Raw genomic sequence first — 15,309 nt, 5'->3', positions numbered from 1 at the left:
CGACTGCTTTGGAAGGTGCCGTCCATCGCCATCACGATCAGCGCAAGGTAGGTTGTCAAATCTTGGTACATCTGGCCCGGGATCGTCGCTGATCGCGGTCAGCACCTGCGCCTTCCTGCCCGGCACCTTCCTGGTCGCCGACGCCCAGCGAGCCAGCCAGACCGCCCTGGCCGACCGGCTCCGCCGACGCACCCTCGTCGTCAGCGTCGTCACCGGGCCGTGGTGCTCGGCACCTTGGTGCCGCTCCGCCAAGACGCCCCCACCCTCTTCGAACGGACTGACCGGCCAGGCCCTGCCTCTGATCGTGGTCTCCGCGACCGCCGGCGCCGCCACCCTCTGGCTGCTCTGGCGGCGGGACTTCTCACCGGCTCGGCTCACCGCGGTGGCCGCGGTGGCCGCCGTCGTCTGGGGACGGGGCGCAGCCCAGTACCCGTGGCTGCTCATCGACGAGGTCCGCTCCCAGGACGCGGCCGGGCGCCGGCCACGCTCACCGGGCTGCAGGTCGCGGTGGCCTGGCAGGCGTGATCATCGTGCCGGCGCTCGCCTACCTGTTCTGGCTCACCCAGACCGACCGTTGGACCCGGCACTGATCACAACCAGGCCCACCCAGGTCAAGTCGTCACCGACGGCGACGCAGGCCTTGGAACCGAGCCTGGTCCATGTAGAGCAGGTCGACGCACCCGCGGCGATACGATGGTGCAAGCGAGCAGGACGCCGCGGCTACGGCCCCGGCCTCTCGCGATTCAAAGCGAGACGGCTTGGATCCGGCGCTTGATCAGGCCCGGAGACGTCCTCTGCGAGCGACGGCGATGGGTAGGCCTCATGAAGTGCGGCGGTGGCGCCGCTCCAGATCTGATGCGCGACCAAAGCGAACACGATCAAAGTCAGCGCTCCGAGCCTGAACGCCAGTGGCTAGTTGCCAGCCCAGGTAGAGAACTAAGGTGACCGCGAGGGCCCGGCCGGACCAGGCCGCAATGCGCAGCGCCAGGATCGGGCGTCGGGTGAGTTTCCACAGGCCGGCCCGCAGCACCCAGCCGCCATCTAGTGGTAGGCCGGGAAGGACGTTGAAGAGAGTGATCAGGATGTTGAAGATCGTGAACTGGAAGACCAGCGTTCTGGTGAACCCTTCGGCCGACCCCCAGGCGAGGACCGCGTACCCGAAGCGGCCAACAGCGCCGAGACCACGGGCCCGCTCGCTGCGATAACGGCTTCCCGGCCCGGGGTGTCAGCATCCCGGTCGAAGTGTGTGACCCCGCCGAGGATGTCCAGGCTGATCCGTGTCGGTCGTACGCCACATGCGCGGCCGGCCAGCAGGTGACCGAGCTCGTGAGCGAGCACCGAGACCATGAGAATGCCGGGCACCAGCAACGCGAGCACGTACGCGAAGATGCCAATTCCGGGAAACCACCACCGCACCATCGGAGCGAACACGATGCCGGTGAACACCGCCATGACCACCGCGGACCACTGCACATCGAGCGGCACCCCGAACAACCGACCCAGCCGAAGACCTGAGGCGCCACCTCCGCTGTCCGAGGGGCCGGGGACGGCAACGACGCCCGACTCGTCGTGGGGCGGTGCGGCGTTGTGCATGCTCGTCAGCGTACGAGGCATACCTAACAGTCGCGCCGCCCCGGCACCCGGTTCTGGGTGGCCGCCAGCCCAGAGCACCTGGAGACCATGGGCAGCGACATCCCCCACGCCCTGATCGGCCTGACCCTGCTCATCGGCATCCTGGTGCTCAACATCTACAAGCCGCGCGGGCTGACCCGGTACGGCTGGCGTCGTGAGCGGGCGGCACGGACCCCGACGCCCACGAGTCCCAGCCCGACGACGTAGATGAGCCCGCCGGAAACGACCTGTATCCAGGACGTACCGCCTCCCGCCCCAGGCGGCCGGTACAGCATTCGCGTCTCGCGGACGGTGTCCACCGAACCGGCGTCCACGGGCAGCCACGCTTCCGCCGGGTCGGCGGCATGGGTGAACTCGCCATAGACGAACCACCGACCCTGTGTGAGCACGGTCAGGCTCCCCGACGAACCGGCACGCGTCGACCTTTCGTAGCGTGGCGGTGACCGTCTCACCCGCTCGCCTGGCGACGACCGACTCAGGTGTGAGGTCGTCGCAGTGCTCTCCCGCGGCGGCCATAAGCGTGAGGTGACCGTCACCGTCGCTGGTGACGGTGAGTCTCAAGGCGGGTGATGGGGTCGCCCTGGCCGGGGTCGTGGGCCTGGGCAGGATCGGGTTCCACCGTCACCAGGGCTGCCAGGCCGAGTAGCAGCGTTGGGGCCACCCAGAGTCCGCGGCGCGCGCCGGCAAGCAGGAACACCAAGCCGATCACGATGACCGGCGCGGCGGTCACCGCGACCTCGGAGGCCATCGCGCTGGCCAGCGATCCGGCCGAGGCGAGCCAGGCGAGCGTCGAGGTCGCCACCGCCGCGGCGGCGAAACGCGACGACGTACGCCGCAGGGGCAGGTCGAACGCGGCCAGCCCCAACGCGGCGATGGGGAGATCGGGGGTGCTGCGGCCCAGCACCAGAAGTCCGCCGGCAATGCCCACGCGGAGCACGGCGTACCCGAGCACCACGGTCGTCGCAGGCAAGCGAACCGGCACGAACTGATTGACCGTCCAGACCGCGGCCAGGCCGACCACCAGAAGGACGGGCACGTAGAAGACCTCGCTGAACTGCGGGACGCCAGCCTCGTACTCGAAGACCACTGCGGCGGCGTTGGCCAGCATGAGCACGCCCGCGACCGCCCGGAGCGCGCGTGCCTGCGCCGGGAGTCCGGACAGTACACCGAGGACCAGGGCGGTCGAGGCAAGCACAACCAGCATGTGCGGTGGACTCCACAACACCGCGTCGCGGCCGTAGGCCTCGTGCCACCACGCGTCGATCGGCGCTGCCGCCAGGGCGCCCAAAGCGCCGAGACCGGCCGCCAGCAAGGGCGGTTGAGCCAGGCAGCCGCGGAACGACCGGGTCCCGACGAGGACCCTCAGCCCCCAGCCCGCCACGCCTAGCCCGACGACGGCGATCGAGCCGTAGAGCAGGAGATGCGGCGCCGCCCAGGCCGAGTCACGCCCGACGTCGGTGTGAAACGCCTCGTCCCAATAGGTCGCGAAGACCGCGAGCAGTCCGCCGACGGCCACGGGCCAGCCGACGACAGGCGACAGCGTGAGACGATCATAGTTCATAGATGCGACGGTCATGTCTCAACTATGATGAAGGCATGTCACGTACGCAAGCAGGTGTGATCGACCGGACACTGATCGACGCCACCGCGGTCGCGATCACCCGTTGGGGCCTCAATGAGGTCACCCTCGACCGGATCGCCGCCGAGGCCGGGATGTCGCGCGCCACCATCTACCGGCGCGGAGTCACGCGCGAGGAGCCTGGTCGCCGCCCTCACCTTGGAGGCCGCCGACACCTACCGGCGCGCCATCTTGCCCGCCCTCGCCCACGCTGGTACTGCCCACGAGCGGCTCCGCGCTGCACTGGAAGCCTTGTGCGACACCGCTGATGATCATCTCCAGCTTGCTCGCCGGGATGTTCCTCGCCCACGGCGAGGTCTTCCACCAGACGGGACCCGACGCACTCGTCGTGGACGCGTTCGCCGAACCCTTCGAGCGTCTGCTGCGCGACGGCGCGAACGACGGCACCCTGCGAGACCTGTCCCCCACCATCACCGCGACCGTGCTGTTCAACGTGGTCGGCTGGGGCTACATCCACCTGCGTGCGTCCCACCACTGGAAACCCGGGCCGACCCGGGACGCGATCATCGACCTGGTCATGGCCGGCCTGCAGCAGGCGCCCGTTCCCGAGGAGGCTTGAGGGCCGGCAAGTCCCGGATCTCGAACTGAACGGCTCCGAGCCTGGGGCAGATCGAAGCCTGGCTTCATCGCGATCACGACGGCATTGCTAACGCGATCCCTCCGGCCGGTGTGGTGTCTGGTGGCTGGGTCGGCCTGCCGGTCAGGTGACGAGCCGCCACACCAGTCCTGCGGTGAGGCCCATCAGGATGCTGAGAACAGCGGTGACGACTGCCGCAGAGCGCGAAAAGGACCGCGGCCCCTCTGCCCCCTCGGCGCTGGGCTGGTTGGGGTCGCGGCGACCGTAGACGGGGGCGATCCAGCGGAGGTAGTAGAAGAGGCTGGTCAACGTGTTGATGAAGACGGCGACGGCGATCCAGGGGTACCCGCCGTCCCAGGCAGCCGCAGTCGTGGTGAGACTTCCCGACGAACACCACGGTTGGCGGAGTCCCGACGAGACCCAGCAGCGCGACGACCAGCGAGGCGCCGAGCCAGGGGTGGGCGGGGCCCAGTCCTCGGTAGGAGTCCAAGTCCCGGCGGTCGGGGAACGCTGTGGTCACGGCGAAGGCCGACAAGTTCGTCACGGTGTAGCCGGCCAGGTACACCAGCAGGGATGGGAGAGCGAGGTCACTGTGGCCGGCGACCGCCACGGGCACCAGGAGGTAGCCGACCTGGCTGACGGTGGACCAGCCGAGCAGGCGGCGGGGGTCGGTCTGCCAGTAGGCGGCCAGGTTGCCGAGGGTCATGCTGGCCACCGCCAGCGTCCCGATCAGGAGAGGCCACGCCAAGGTGTCGGGCAGCATCACAACGAGTCGGTACGCCGCGATGATGGCACCAAGCCTTGGGGATCGTGGTGAGGAACGCCGCGACCGCTCCGCCAGCACCCTGGGCGGCATCGGGGATCCAGAAGTGTCCCGGCACGCCGCCGGCCTTGAACATCAAGGCAGCCAGGATCGCCACCACCCCGGCGGCCACTGCGCCTGCCGGTGCGTCCACGAGACGGTAGCCCAGCACGGCGTACGACGTCGTCGCGGTGACGCCGTACAGGACTGTCACGCCGAGCAGCATCAGGATGCCGAACAACGCCCCCAACAGGTAGGTCTTCATCGCCGCTTCCGCACCGGCCGGGGTGCGGGCGATGCCGATCAGCCCGTACAGCGGGATGCTGGCCAGCAGGAACCCGACGACCACGACGAGGAGGTCGTCGGCACCGGCGAGGACGAGGGTGCCGGTCGTGGAGAACAGCATCAGCGCATAGGTCTCGCTCTCCCGGGCCGTGCCCGCGATTTCATCCGTTGCAAGGGCTAGGACGACGAGGACACCGAGGGTGGCCACGATCCGTGCGACCCCTGTGGTGACGTCGATGGTGAAGGTGCCCTCCATCGCCACTTCCGCAGTGCCGGCCAGGTCTTTCGCGGCGGCGACCGTCGCGGCCAGGAGCGCCGCGGCCGCCATGACGCGGGTGACCCACTGGCGGCCTTGGGCGAGGAACGACCCGCTGAAGAGCACCACGAGCCCGCCGAGGAACAGCAGGATCTCCGGCAGGAGCAGCAGCGGTCGCATGCTCATCGAACCCACCGCCTGCTACCGGCCCACTAGGTCGATGAGGACGTCGGAGGCCGGTTCGATGACGTCGAGCAGTGGGCGGGGGAACAACCCGATCAGCACCGACAGCGCCAGCAGTATCCCCACCGACCACAGACTCGGTCGGGTGCAGGTCGCCGAAGCCGACGGACCGTCCGCGGGTGGTACCGGTGAAGATCCGTTGCAGGGCCCGCAGGAACAGCGCCGCGGTGATCAGGATGCCGAGCACGGCGACGGCGGTCACCGGGGCTGCGGCGATACTGCCGGTGAAGATCTGGAACTCCGCGATGAACCCGGAAAAGCCAGGCAGACCCAGTGAGGCGAACGCACCGATGGCGAACAACGCCGCGAACCGGGGCGCCGGCGCCGCCAGCCCTCCATAGGAACCCATGTCGTAGGCTGCCGGCGCGGTCCTGCAGGACGCCGGCGAGCAGGAACAGCGCACCGGTGATCAGGCCGTGGCTGACCATCTGCGTCACCGCACCGGTGACCGCGATCGACCGCGCTTCCGCGGTGTCCCCGGCGACGAGGCCGGCGGCACCGACGGCGAGCGCGATGTAGCCCATGTGGTTGACCGAGGTGTAGGCAATCATCCGTTTGAGGTCGGTCTGGGCCAGGGCGACCAGTGCGCCGTAGACGACCGAGACGACACCAACGGCGAGAACCACCCAGGCCCACGCCCGCCACGCGTCCGGAAGCATCGGCATCGCGATCCGCACGAAGCCGTAGGTGCCCATCTTCAGCAGCACTCCCGCGAGCACCGCCGACCCGATCGCGGGTGCGTCGGTGTGCGCGGGTGGCAGCCAGGTGTGGAACGGCACGGTCGGGGTCTTCACCGCCAAACCAAGCAGGATCGCGCCGAGCACCAGTCCACCGGCCAGCGGCGAGCCCGCCAAGGGTGTCTGCGCCGACAAACCGACCATGTCGAAGGTGTGCGGGGCGGCGGCAATATAGAGGCCGATGAACCCGACCAGCAGGGCCAGGGAGCCGAGGAAGGTGTAGAGGAAGAACTTCAACGCCGAACGGGCGGCCTCGCCGTGGCCCCAGCCGGCGATCACGAAGTACATCGCCACAATCGACAGGTCGAAGAAGACGAAGAACACGATCAGGTCGGCAGAGACAAACAATCCCATGCTCACCGACTGCAGGAACAGGAAGAGGGCCGCCTGCAGACGCGGGCGATCGGTCTCCCCGAGTGCATAGATCGCGCATGCCAGGAAGATCACCGCGGTCATCGCGATCAACGGCAAGGACAGGCCGTCGACCCCGACGTGGTAAGCTGCTGTCGACTCCGGGGATCCACTCGACCTGCTGCTCGAACGCCAGCCGCCCGGGAGCCGGGGTCTCGTAGCGCGCCCAGACGACGATGACCAGAGCGAGGTCGACGGCGGCCGCCGCCACCCACGACCACCGTGCCGCGGTGTCGCTGAGCCGCGGCAACGCCAGCAACACCATGGCCGCGACCATGGGCAGGAAGACGATCAGACTGAGCACGTTCACCTCACCGTGAGGAGGAGAAGGACACCGATCGCGAGCACCGCGACGGCCTGGAGGTAGTACTGGTGCAGGCTGCCCGGTCTGCGGCCGCCTGGCCAGCCGGCCCAGGCCGCGGACCCAGCCGCCAACGCGCTCGACTCCCCGGTCGACCCACTGGTTGTCACCGTCGGCGCTGCGTGCGGCCGCGCGCAAGGAAAACCTCGCCATGGCCTCCACGGCCCCGTCAACCACGGCATCGTCGAACCATGCGAGCCGGCCGGCGATCCACAGCGTCGGACCTACGACGACTGCGTGCGCACCGCGTTCCAGACCCAGCCAACCCAGCGCCCAGCGGGGCTCCGGGACACGGGGACACCACCACACCAGCGCCAGCACCGCCACGGCGACCGCAGCCGAACCGATGAGCCCCAACGGCGCTGGCTGCAGCGGGTCTTCTCCCAGGGCGCGGGCGAGTGTGTCGCCGAGCGGAGGGAGGGCGAGCACCCCGAGGGTCACGGCGCCGACTGCAAGTGCGACGAGCGGCGCCTGCTCGAGCAGACCGACGTGGCGGTTGCCGTGTTGCTCCTCGTCCCGGTGAGCCGCGGCCTCGGCCTGCTCCGCGTCCGACACCGGGCGCCAGAGCACCACGACGATCTTGGCCGCATACCCGGCCGAAAGCGCGCCCGCAGCGAGACCTACGGCGTAGAGCCAAGGCGACTCCTGCAGCGCTGCGGCCAGCACGGCGTCCTTGGTGGCCCACAGGGCCAGCGGCGCGACCCCGGCCAACGACAGCGCACCGACCGTCGCGGACACTCCGAGCAGCCGCCAACGTCCCGCGACGCCACGCAACCCGGTCAGACGCTTGGTGCCAAGAGCGGTGAGCCACGCCCCGGCGGCGAGGAACAGCAGGGCCTTCGTCGCGGCATGAGCCAATAGTTGCGCTGCTCCCCCGCTCACTGACCCCACGCCAGCGGCCATCACCACGAACCCGAGTCTGGGCCGAGGTAGACGCGGCCAGCAAGCTGCTTGAGGTCGCGCTGTGCCAACGCAACAATTCCGAGGACAAGTGCGGTCAGCGCGCCGACCCACGCCGCTGCCGAGGACGCCCATCCGGTCGCGGCCAGCAGCGGCTCGACGCGGAGCAGGAGGTACCCGCCCATCGCGACCATTGCCGCGGAGTGCAGCAGCGCCGAGACCGGGCTCGGGCCCTCCATGGCCCGCGACAGCCAGAACGAGAACGGCAGCCTGCGCGGCCTTGCCCAGGGCCGCGACGAGCAGCCCCGCCGCGATCACGTGTCGCCATCCGACGCTGCTCGCCGGCAGGTCGACCAGCCCGAGACCGGCGCCCCCCGCGAGAGCCGCACCCGCGGCGACGTACATGCCCAGGTCGGCTGTTCGGGTGGTCACGAACGCGGTCACACCGGCCGAGATGCGCTGGTCGGCTCGCCACCAGAAGCCGATCAGTGCGAACGATGTCGCGCCCATCACCTCCCAGGCGAAGAGGAGCGTGGGAAGAGCCTGTGCGGTGGCCGTTGTCAGGGCGGCCGCAGCGAACAGCAGCATCAGCCCGTGGAACCGCCCCTGCGTCTCGCGGATCTCGCCGGCGGAGAAGATCAACACGAGCAGCGTGACCACGGCGACCATGGGCACCATCAATGCCGACAGGGTGTCCACCCCGAGCGCGAAGTCGCTGCCCGCCATGAACCGCACCGACACCTCCGGCCGAGACAGGGCGACCACGAACGCCAGCCCCGCCGTGAGGCTCGCGGTGACCAGCGAGATGGCCGCGGCGGCTCGCTCGAGACGCGACAATGCGAGCGCGCTGCCCACCACGGCCGGCAGCAGGACGAGTGTCCATAGCGCTGCATCGTTCAGGGCAGTCTCGGTCAGGAACGTCTGGGTCAGGATCTGGGTCATGAGCGGGTCATCCCGACAGATCCGTGGCCATGTCGGTCATGTCTGAGCCACGTTCGCGGTGCAGCAGCGTGGCGACCGCGAAGCCCATCGCCATCTCCAGGGTCATGGCCGCGATGATCACCAGCAGCAGCACCTGACCGGTGGGGTGCGGTGCGGTGAAACACCAGAATCCCCCGGCCGCGAGGATGACGGCGTTGATCATCGACTCCAGGCCCATCATCACCATGACCACGACCTGCTGGGAGATCGCGCCGTAGAGTCCGACGGCAAAGATGGCTGCGGCGATGAGCAGCGTCGCCTCGAGCGTCATCGGCCCACACCTCCCGGCTGAGGATCATCGGCCCGGTTCCGCTTCAGGCCATCGCCGAACCGGTCGTAGCGGGTGCGGTGGGCGGCCAGCACCACGCCGGCCACGATCGTGGCGACCATGACCGGGCTGATCACGGCCATCACCAGCATCTTCGGGCCCATCAGGCTCCTCACCCAGGGCCGACGTGACGTCGCCCGGTGGGCTGCCGCGCCGCGCCGGCCAGTCGATGAAGAGAATGCCGGTCGCCAACAAGGCGAAGGTGCTCGCCGCGACTGCGAGTGCGGCCTTGTTGCTGTGGACCATGCTCATCGGCATCAGCGCGGGGTTCATGCCCATGAACATGACCATGTAGACGGCCATGATGGCCATCTCCATGACCATCATCAGGATGGTCACGACGCCGACGTAGTTCTGTTGCAGGAACAGCACCAGCACGCCGACCGCGATGAAGGACACGGCGAGCGCGTACGTCGCGCGTGCCATCGAATCGACGTAGAAGACGGCCGCCCCGGCGAGAACCGCGACGAGGCCCAACCCCCAGAACGCGATGTCGACCACCATGCTCATCCCCTCCCTGCTGCGATGACCGCGACGACCAGGTCCTGCATGAGCACCGCCGGGAGCAGCACCATCCAGCCGACCTCCATGAACACGTCGGGTCGTAGAGCCTGGGAGGCGTCGGCGTGCCCACACCACCACGGCGAGCACCGTGGTCGTCTTGACCAGCGCCCAGACCCAGCCCGGGAGCATCGGACCCGCAGCGCCACCGAGGAACATCGGAACCGCGAACGCGGCACCCGCGGCCAGGAGGGCGTATCGCCCCGCCTCCCACACGAGTCGGTCAGGCCCGGACAGACTCGTTGCGGACACCGCCGGCGATGTCCGCACCGACCGCGGGTGCGAACGGCCCGGTCACCGAGAACGCGACGACACCGAACAGGTAGACCAGGAAGGCCACCGGCATCCATACCGCGAACCACAATCCGTCCTGCGCGGCTGCCACGTGACCGACGTTGAGGCTTCCCGCGGCGATCGCAGGGGCGACGAGCGCGAACATCAACGGCGACTCATAGCCCAACCCGTGGGCCAGGAACCGGTAGCCGCCGACCAGGGAGTGCGCCGAGTTGGCGCCCCATCCGGTCAACCACACGGCGGCCCAGACCAGCACGTCCATCGCGTTGAACCACATCACCCCGACGTCGAGGTCGAAGATCACCCACTCCCCCAACGGCACCACCGTCACCATCAGCGCCGCCGTCACCAGCAGCCCCGCCGCACCGACCCGCCACAGCAGACTGTCTGCCTGCACCGTCGTGCGGCGCCGCTGACGTAGCAAACGCGCGGCTTCTCCGAATGGTCGGGACAGGCCTCCCGCCGTTCCGTTTGCGCGCGCCGACAAGGCACCGTCGAGAGCGGCGGCGAACAACGCCAACCCACACAGGATGAGCAGCGCCACGAACGCCCAACCCGCAGGGACGGCGAACGGCTCGGTGCTTGCGACACCGGCCATCGACAGCACCTCACCCATGCGAGGCCTCGCGCTGGATGCGGTCGGACCGCAGTTCGTGGAGGTCCAGGCTGGCGACGACGAGCCGCGCGGTGGCCAGATCGAGGCCGGCGATCAGTTCGGGGAGGTGGTGGACCGCGACGGAGGTGCCGTCGACGGCGGTCTCCACGCTGTCCAGCATCCACAACAGCCGGTCGTAGGTGTCGCCGACAAGGCTGGCAGGAAGACCCCGTCGGCGCAGGTCAGCCTCCGTCAACGGCCGGATGCCGCGCAGCGACCAACGCAGCACACGGGATCGGCGCACGCGACGGACCAGGCGAGCCACAGCAACAGACACTGCCGCTTCTTCCCCGTCCTCGAGTAGTTGGTCGCGGATCAGGCGCGCCTGGGCCGCCGCGTCGTCCCAACCGGACAGGGCAAGCAGGTCGACCAGGTTGTCCGCCCGACGCGCCGTCACTACCGAGGGTGCGCCCCCGTGCGGCACCTCAACATGGAGCGCATTGTCGAGCAACACCGCTTCTGCCTCGGTGATGACGTCACCCTGCAAAGCGCAGCGCAGCACCAACCCGCCCGGCCAATGCGCAAGGACCGGACCGAGGCGCACATTCAGCACATCCATCTCTAGGCCGTCCCGGTCCTCACCACCCTCGGCGAGCGGAATCCCCCCAGGCGACATGTCCATGTCGCCGTGGTCCATGTCGCCGTGGTCCATGTCGCCGTGGTCGCCGTTGCGGGCTGACAGGCCGCGTGGGGTCGCTGGCCGACGACGGGCGTCGGCGCGGTGACGGGCTGTGTCCAGCAGTTCGGCGGGGGCGTTTGCGAGGCGCACCGCAACATCCCCGAGCTCGGTGCACGTCAACTCGCACCCGTGGGCCGGGCATCTGCTCCCACACCCGTTCGACGACCTCAGCGAGTTGTGGCCCCGGTTTCCCGCAAACGGCTAGCACGTCCGCGTCCGCGGGTGAGAGGGCCAGGTGCCACCCCCGCGCGAGAGCAAGCCGCTCGGCCGCTGCCCGGATCCGCCAGTGTCCCGGCGCCTCGACCATGAGGACGTGCACGTGCCCGGTGGCGGACCGCTCGATCCGACTGGTCAGACCCATCGCAGGGCACCTTCACGCCACGCCCAGAAGACAGCAACGAACAACGCGCCTAGGAAGAGGAACATCTCGACGATCGCTGAGGCCCCTAGTTCTGCGACGACGACCGCCCAGGGGTACATGAAGAGCATCTCCACGTCGAACGCGAGGAACAGCAGGGTTGCCAGGTACCAACGGACGTGGAACCTGGACAGCGCATGTTCATCAGGCTGCCAGCCCGACTGGTAGGGCAGCGCAGTCAACGGATCGGTTGAGACCGCGAGAAGTCGGTGGGCGAGGTAGAACATGAACACGAGCAAGAGCACGCCGACCGACATGACAACCAGACCTGTGTACACAGCCATCCTTCCCATCTGCTTCTAGACGTTCGTCACGTGATCTTGAGAATCCGCTCGCGCAGACTCTTCTGGCACTACTTCAATCCTCACGACGGGCATGTGGTTGCCTTTCACGAGCATTCGATCCGCTGGGCCGATGGAGGGCCAACGATGTCGCCGAGCTTCATAGCAGCCAAGGGATCAGGCGGCCGTCCGGCAGGCCGACGGACTCTTCGGGGGGCATGGCGGCGACCACGGCGAGGAACGCCTCCAGACCCTGGGTGAGGAGCCGCTGGTCACTATGGTCCATCCGAGCGATGACGCCGTCGATCAGCCTGGCGGCGGGCAGCCATGATGCCGTCCAGAAGGCTGGCTACCTTCACTCGTCAGGCTGGAGCACGGCGCTGCGCCGGTCGTCCGGGTTGGAACCCCGTGAGATCTGGCCGGCGGCGACGAGCCTGGTCGCAGGTGCGGCTAGCGTTCGAGGCATTGACGTCGAGGTGCTGGGCGATGGTGGTCAGGTTCATTGGTCCGCGTGAGTTCAACAAGACCAGGACCCGCAGGCTGGGGCACGGTGAGACTCGTCGGCGACCTCACTGAGTGTCCTCGCCACGATGGCGGTCATGGTGCGCGACACCGCCATCATCGCCTCGGTCGCCGCTGCCTGTCGGGTCTGCATCTCTCCCCTCTCTCAGAGTCTGCTGCCGGACGCCTGGTTCGGTGGCCACCCGGTCGACCTGGTCGGCCAGATGTCCGTCAAGGGCCTCGCGACTCGCGCCGACACGGCCGAGCGGGAGAACCGTGCGGGACTCGCTGCCTTCCAGACCAAGAGCCAGCGCGGCATAGCCGCTGATCACCGCCAGCGCGATGCCGACCCATCCGGCGGCCTGCATCCAGGTCTGGCCGCCGTCGATCTCGGCGATCCCAGTGAGCGCGAATCGTGCCGCGCTGGTCGTGATGACCAGGGCGGGCACGAGTTTGGTCCGGGCGGCCACCGCAGGGACCAGCAGGCAGGCCGCCGATGCGAGCAGGATGACCCCGAGGCCGTCGCTGGCGGCGCCTGGCGGGGAGGTCAATGTGGCCAGACAGGCCGCACCCCAGGCGCCGGCCAGGATGCCCATGCCGGTGGCAGCTACCGGGTCGCGAGCCAGGAAGCCCATGACCGCCGCGAGCAGACTGGAGAGGCACGGTCAGCACTAACACTCCAAGGGCCACCGTGGCGCCCTCGCTCTGCGGGACCCAGGAGAGCCTGGACCGAGGCGAAGGCGACGGTGGCAACAGCGAGGGCGAGGAAACCCAGGGGAAGTGGGGTTGCGAGCGGCCTCAGCACCACCCGGGTCGCGAAGGGCGCGGCGGGCAAGCGAGGCTCCGAGGATTGTTCGGTCATCAGGCTCAGTGTCCTTTCAGCCGGTGACCATGGTTTGGGCGGCGGTTTCCTTGACCTTGGCGTTGGCCCACCGCATTTGGCGCAGCGTCTGTGGGTGGCAGTCTTGGGTCAGGGAGAGCAGACTCGCTGTCCTGCATTGCTTGCGCGGTCTGGGCGAGGACCTCCCAGTCCAGGGAGACCCCGGCCGCCGTTCGGTGGATGTGTCGCAGGTCAGCCAGCAGCAGCAGGGCCGGCTCGTGGAAGCGGCCGGTGAGACCCGAGCCCTTCTGCTTGATCTTGGCCAGCAGCGTCGCTTCGTCCTCCGGGTCGGGGTCGAGCTCAAGCCCGTAGTCGGCCCCGACCTCCGCGAGCCGGCGGACATGCTCTTGCGACCAGCCAGCGATGTCGCGGGCGACGTAGAAGATCTCGTGGTCGACCTTCTGCTGGTCCGAGACGTTCAGAAGCGCTCCGGCGAGGTCGTTCTCGGAACGGTGCAGGCTCCTCGATCGCGGCACCGACCTTGTTGCCGTGCAGGCTGCGCAGTGTCCGGACGGAGTTCATTGGGTGCCTCCCGCGGTGTGGATCCGCTCAGTGGCCAGCGCCGTCTGGTCCCCACGGGTTGGTGGCACCGAGGTCGAGACCGGTCGCGACCCGGTGGTCGTGGGCGCCGGCGCCGGCGTGCCGTCCGCAGCGGCGATCCGGGTGGCGGCTGCCGCCGCGGTCTTGAAGATCGGCTGCTTGGAGGCCGGGTCCCAGTCGGTCAGGGTCAGGCTCGTTGGCGGCGCGCCCCTGCCCGTCGGGCTCGTGCCCAGCGGCGGTGTCCCAGTACCCGTAGTGGAAGGGCAGGAACAGCACGCCGGGTCGGATGCCGCTGACCCGCAGCCGCGCGGTGACCGCGCCCCGTGGGGTGGTGATGTGCAGCAGGTCGCCTTCCTCCCAGCCCTGCTCCGTGGAGTCGGTGGCCGATGCTTCCACCCACACCTCGGGTGCGGCGGCCTGGAGTCGCGGGGCACGCCCGGTCTTCGTGCGGGTATGGAAGTGGTAGAGCGTACGGCCGGTGATCAACTGGAACGGATGCTCCTCGGAGGGAAGTTCGCGGGGTGGCAGGTACTCGGCGGCCTTGATCACGGCCTTGCCGTGCGGGTTGAGCGCCTTGTACTCCGTCGGCTCCACCGGAGCGCCGGTGACCAGGTCGCGGCCGTAGGCTCTCGCAGTAGTCCGGATCGGACCAGAACGCCCCGTCGACGTAGATGCGCTCGGTGCCGTCGGGGTGCTCGTCGTTGCAGGGCCACTGGATGCCGCTGCCACCGCGGGAGCCTTGTCGTAGGTGATTCCGGTGTAGTCACACGGCCGGCCCCGGGTGCACTCCTTCCATGCCTCGAACGCCTCCTCCGGCGTGCTCCACTTCACGAGCGGCGCCCCGTCCTTGTCCCTCAGGTCGAGGCGGCGGGCGTAGTCGAGGAGAATGTCGAGGTCCGGACGAGCCTCCCCCGGTGGGTCGACCGCCTTCTCCGAGAGGTGCACGGTGCGGTCGACGTTGGTGAAGGTCCCGGTCTTCTCCCCCCATGTCGCCGCGGGGAGCACCACGTCGGCCAGCCTGCGCGGTCTCGGTGAGGAACAGGTCCTGGACCACGAGGAAAAGCCGGTCCTGCGTCAGCAGGCTGCGGATGCGTTGCAGGCTCGGGCAGCGACACGGCCGGGTTGGTGCCGGAGACGTGGAGGAACCGGATCGAGCCGTCCTCGACGTACCGCATCATCTGCATCAGGTGGGTGGGAGCGGTGTAGTGCGGGATCTGCATCGGGTCGATGTTCCACACCTTGGCCAGATCCTTGATGTGGGCGTCGTTGGACCAGTTGCGGAACGCCGGAAGGTCGCCATCGGCGCCGCATTCGCGGGTGTTCTGCGCGGTGGGCTGGCCGTTCATCT

19 protein-coding genes and 1 pseudogene are annotated in these 15,309 nt (G+C 68.9%); 6 read left to right on the top strand and 14 right to left on the bottom strand.

From position 1 onward, the window contains the following. Positions 1-222 precede the first annotated feature (222 nt). Positions 223-525: a hypothetical protein gene (locus G5V59_RS02225; RefSeq protein WP_278255441.1), complete on the top strand. Its 303-nt coding sequence runs from the start codon at positions 223-225 to the stop codon at positions 523-525. A 552-nt stretch (positions 526-1,077) separates the two neighbouring features. Here G5V59_RS02225 and G5V59_RS02220 read toward each other — a convergent pair. Next, entirely contained in the window at positions 1,078-1,593 is a 516-nt protein-coding gene (locus tag G5V59_RS02220) for a site-2 protease family protein (RefSeq protein ID WP_278255440.1), read from the bottom strand. A gap of 57 nt (positions 1,594-1,650) precedes the next feature. Here G5V59_RS02220 and G5V59_RS02215 point away from each other — a divergent pair, with 57 nt between their 5' ends. Continuing rightward, entirely contained in the window at positions 1,651-1,839 is a 189-nt protein-coding gene (locus G5V59_RS02215) for a hypothetical protein (RefSeq protein ID WP_278255439.1), read from the top strand. A 325-nt stretch (positions 1,840-2,164) separates the two neighbouring features. On the opposite strand, the gene G5V59_RS02210 is transcribed toward G5V59_RS02215, so the two are convergent. Beyond that, positions 2,165-3,193, bottom strand: a complete 1,029-nt coding sequence (locus G5V59_RS02210; RefSeq protein WP_278255438.1) for a hypothetical protein — start codon at positions 3,191-3,193, stop codon at positions 2,165-2,167. 35 nt (positions 3,194-3,228) lie between these two features. Here G5V59_RS02210 and G5V59_RS02205 point away from each other — a divergent pair, with 35 nt between their 5' ends. Further along, positions 3,229-3,519, top strand: a complete 291-nt coding sequence (locus G5V59_RS02205) for a helix-turn-helix domain-containing protein (RefSeq protein WP_278255437.1) — start codon at positions 3,229-3,231, stop codon at positions 3,517-3,519. Then, positions 3,519-3,830, top strand: a complete 312-nt coding sequence (locus G5V59_RS02200) for a hypothetical protein (protein ID WP_278255436.1) — start codon at positions 3,519-3,521, stop codon at positions 3,828-3,830. The genes G5V59_RS02205 and G5V59_RS02200 overlap by 1 nt, the downstream gene beginning before the upstream one ends. Positions 3,831-3,971: 141 nt before the next feature. Here the strand turns inward: G5V59_RS02200 and G5V59_RS02195 are convergent, their stop codons facing one another. The 3 genes and pseudogenes from G5V59_RS02195 to G5V59_RS02185 form a co-directional block, all read right to left on the bottom strand. Then, positions 3,972-4,157 (bottom strand): hypothetical protein, encoded by a 186-nt coding sequence (locus tag G5V59_RS02195; protein ID WP_278255435.1) that lies wholly within the window; start codon positions 4,155-4,157, stop codon positions 3,972-3,974. 278 nt (positions 4,158-4,435) lie between these two features. Further along, a complete protein-coding gene (locus G5V59_RS02190) occupies positions 4,436-5,377 on the bottom strand; it encodes a proton-conducting transporter membrane subunit (RefSeq protein WP_278255434.1) in 942 nt (313 codons plus the stop codon). A gap of 92 nt (positions 5,378-5,469) precedes the next feature. Beyond that, a pseudogene (locus G5V59_RS02185) lies at positions 5,470-6,663 on the bottom strand (NADH-quinone oxidoreductase subunit M); the annotation flags it as partial. A 95-nt stretch (positions 6,664-6,758) separates the two neighbouring features. On the opposite strand from G5V59_RS02185, the gene G5V59_RS02180 reads away from it, so the two are divergent. Further along, positions 6,759-6,902, top strand: coding sequence for a hypothetical protein (locus G5V59_RS02180; RefSeq protein WP_278255433.1), 144 nt, complete (start codon positions 6,759-6,761; stop codon positions 6,900-6,902). Positions 6,903-7,845: 943 nt separating this feature from the next. Here G5V59_RS02180 and G5V59_RS02175 read toward each other — a convergent pair. Beyond that, complete coding sequence (locus tag G5V59_RS02175) at positions 7,846-8,112, bottom strand: proton-conducting transporter membrane subunit (protein WP_278259585.1); 267 nt, start codon at positions 8,110-8,112, stop codon at positions 7,846-7,848. A 155-nt stretch (positions 8,113-8,267) separates the two neighbouring features. Here G5V59_RS02175 and G5V59_RS02170 point away from each other — a divergent pair, with 155 nt between their 5' ends. Next, on the top strand, positions 8,268-8,831 hold the full coding sequence (locus G5V59_RS02170; RefSeq protein ID WP_278255432.1) for a hypothetical protein: 564 nt from the start codon (positions 8,268-8,270) through the stop codon (positions 8,829-8,831). Here the strand turns inward: G5V59_RS02170 and G5V59_RS02165 are convergent. The 8 genes from G5V59_RS02165 to G5V59_RS02130 all read right to left on the bottom strand — a co-directional run bounded on the left by G5V59_RS02165 (position 8,793) and on the right by G5V59_RS02130 (position 14,969). Next, positions 8,793-9,095 (bottom strand): NADH-quinone oxidoreductase subunit K, encoded by a 303-nt coding sequence (locus G5V59_RS02165; protein ID WP_278255431.1) that lies wholly within the window; start codon positions 9,093-9,095, stop codon positions 8,793-8,795. The genes G5V59_RS02170 and G5V59_RS02165 overlap by 39 nt on opposite strands. Positions 9,096-9,119: 24 nt before the next feature. Next, entirely contained in the window at positions 9,120-9,872 is a 753-nt protein-coding gene (locus G5V59_RS02160) for a hypothetical protein (RefSeq protein ID WP_278255430.1), read from the bottom strand. Positions 9,873-9,936: 64 nt separating this feature from the next. Further along, the gene (locus G5V59_RS02155) at positions 9,937-10,623 is read right to left on the bottom strand and encodes an NADH-quinone oxidoreductase subunit H (RefSeq protein ID WP_278255429.1); all 687 of its coding nucleotides are present in this window, start codon (positions 10,621-10,623) and stop codon (positions 9,937-9,939) included. Next, a complete protein-coding gene (locus G5V59_RS02150; RefSeq protein WP_278255428.1) occupies positions 10,616-11,314 on the bottom strand; it encodes a hypothetical protein in 699 nt (232 codons plus the stop codon). Before G5V59_RS02150 ends, G5V59_RS02155 begins: the two co-directional genes overlap by 8 nt. Before the next feature lie 378 nt (positions 11,315-11,692). After that, positions 11,693-12,043 carry an NADH-quinone oxidoreductase subunit A gene (locus G5V59_RS02145; protein ID WP_278255427.1) on the bottom strand — a complete coding sequence of 117 codons (351 nt, stop codon included), beginning with the start codon at positions 12,041-12,043 and terminating at the stop codon, positions 11,693-11,695. A 566-nt stretch (positions 12,044-12,609) separates the two neighbouring features. Then, positions 12,610-13,176 (bottom strand): GPR1/FUN34/YaaH family transporter, encoded by a 567-nt coding sequence (locus G5V59_RS02140; RefSeq protein WP_278255426.1) that lies wholly within the window; start codon positions 13,174-13,176, stop codon positions 12,610-12,612. Positions 13,177-13,408: 232 nt separating this feature from the next. Then, complete coding sequence (locus G5V59_RS02135; protein ID WP_278255425.1) at positions 13,409-13,897, bottom strand: hypothetical protein; 489 nt, start codon at positions 13,895-13,897, stop codon at positions 13,409-13,411. A gap of 73 nt (positions 13,898-13,970) precedes the next feature. Continuing rightward, positions 13,971-14,969 (bottom strand): molybdopterin dinucleotide binding domain-containing protein, encoded by a 999-nt coding sequence (locus tag G5V59_RS02130; RefSeq protein WP_278255424.1) that lies wholly within the window; start codon positions 14,967-14,969, stop codon positions 13,971-13,973. Between the last annotated feature and the right edge of the window lie 340 nt (positions 14,970-15,309).

The sequence above is a fragment of the Nocardioides convexus genome (assembly GCF_011090295.1).
The sequence above is the reverse complement of the archived record's forward strand: the minus strand, read 5'-3'. Positions and strand labels throughout refer to the sequence as shown.

Bases quoted from the DNA above. Each gene is read 5' to 3' on its own strand.
- G5V59_RS02220 (WP_278255440.1), bottom strand. From the start codon at position 1,593: ATGCACAACGCCGCACCGCCCCACGACGAGTCGGGCGTCGTTGCCGTC.
- G5V59_RS02210 (WP_278255438.1), bottom strand. From the start codon at position 3,193: ATGAACTATGATCGTCTCACGCTGTCGCCTGTCGTCGGCTGGCCCGTG.
- G5V59_RS02205 (WP_278255437.1), top strand. From the start codon at position 3,229: ATGTCACGTACGCAAGCAGGTGTGATCGACCGGACACTGATCGACGCC.
- G5V59_RS02200 (WP_278255436.1), top strand. From the start codon at position 3,519: ATGATCATCTCCAGCTTGCTCGCCGGGATGTTCCTCGCCCACGGCGAG.
- G5V59_RS02190 (WP_278255434.1), bottom strand. From the start codon at position 5,377: ATGAGCATGCGACCGCTGCTGCTCCTGCCGGAGATCCTGCTGTTCCTC.
- G5V59_RS02180 (WP_278255433.1), top strand. From the start codon at position 6,759: ATGACCAGAGCGAGGTCGACGGCGGCCGCCGCCACCCACGACCACCGT.
- G5V59_RS02165 (WP_278255431.1), bottom strand. From the start codon at position 9,095: ATGACGCTCGAGGCGACGCTGCTCATCGCCGCAGCCATCTTTGCCGTC.
- G5V59_RS02160 (WP_278255430.1), bottom strand. From the start codon at position 9,872: ATGTTCCTCGGTGGCGCTGCGGGTCCGATGCTCCCGGGCTGGGTCTGG.
- G5V59_RS02155 (WP_278255429.1), bottom strand. From the start codon at position 10,623: ATGGGTGAGGTGCTGTCGATGGCCGGTGTCGCAAGCACCGAGCCGTTC.
- G5V59_RS02150 (WP_278255428.1), bottom strand. From the start codon at position 11,314: ATGGACCACGGCGACATGGACCACGGCGACATGGACATGTCGCCTGGG.
- G5V59_RS02145 (WP_278255427.1), bottom strand. From the start codon at position 12,043: ATGGCTGTGTACACAGGTCTGGTTGTCATGTCGGTCGGCGTGCTCTTG.
- G5V59_RS02140 (WP_278255426.1), bottom strand. From the start codon at position 13,176: ATGGGCTTCCTGGCTCGCGACCCGGTAGCTGCCACCGGCATGGGCATC.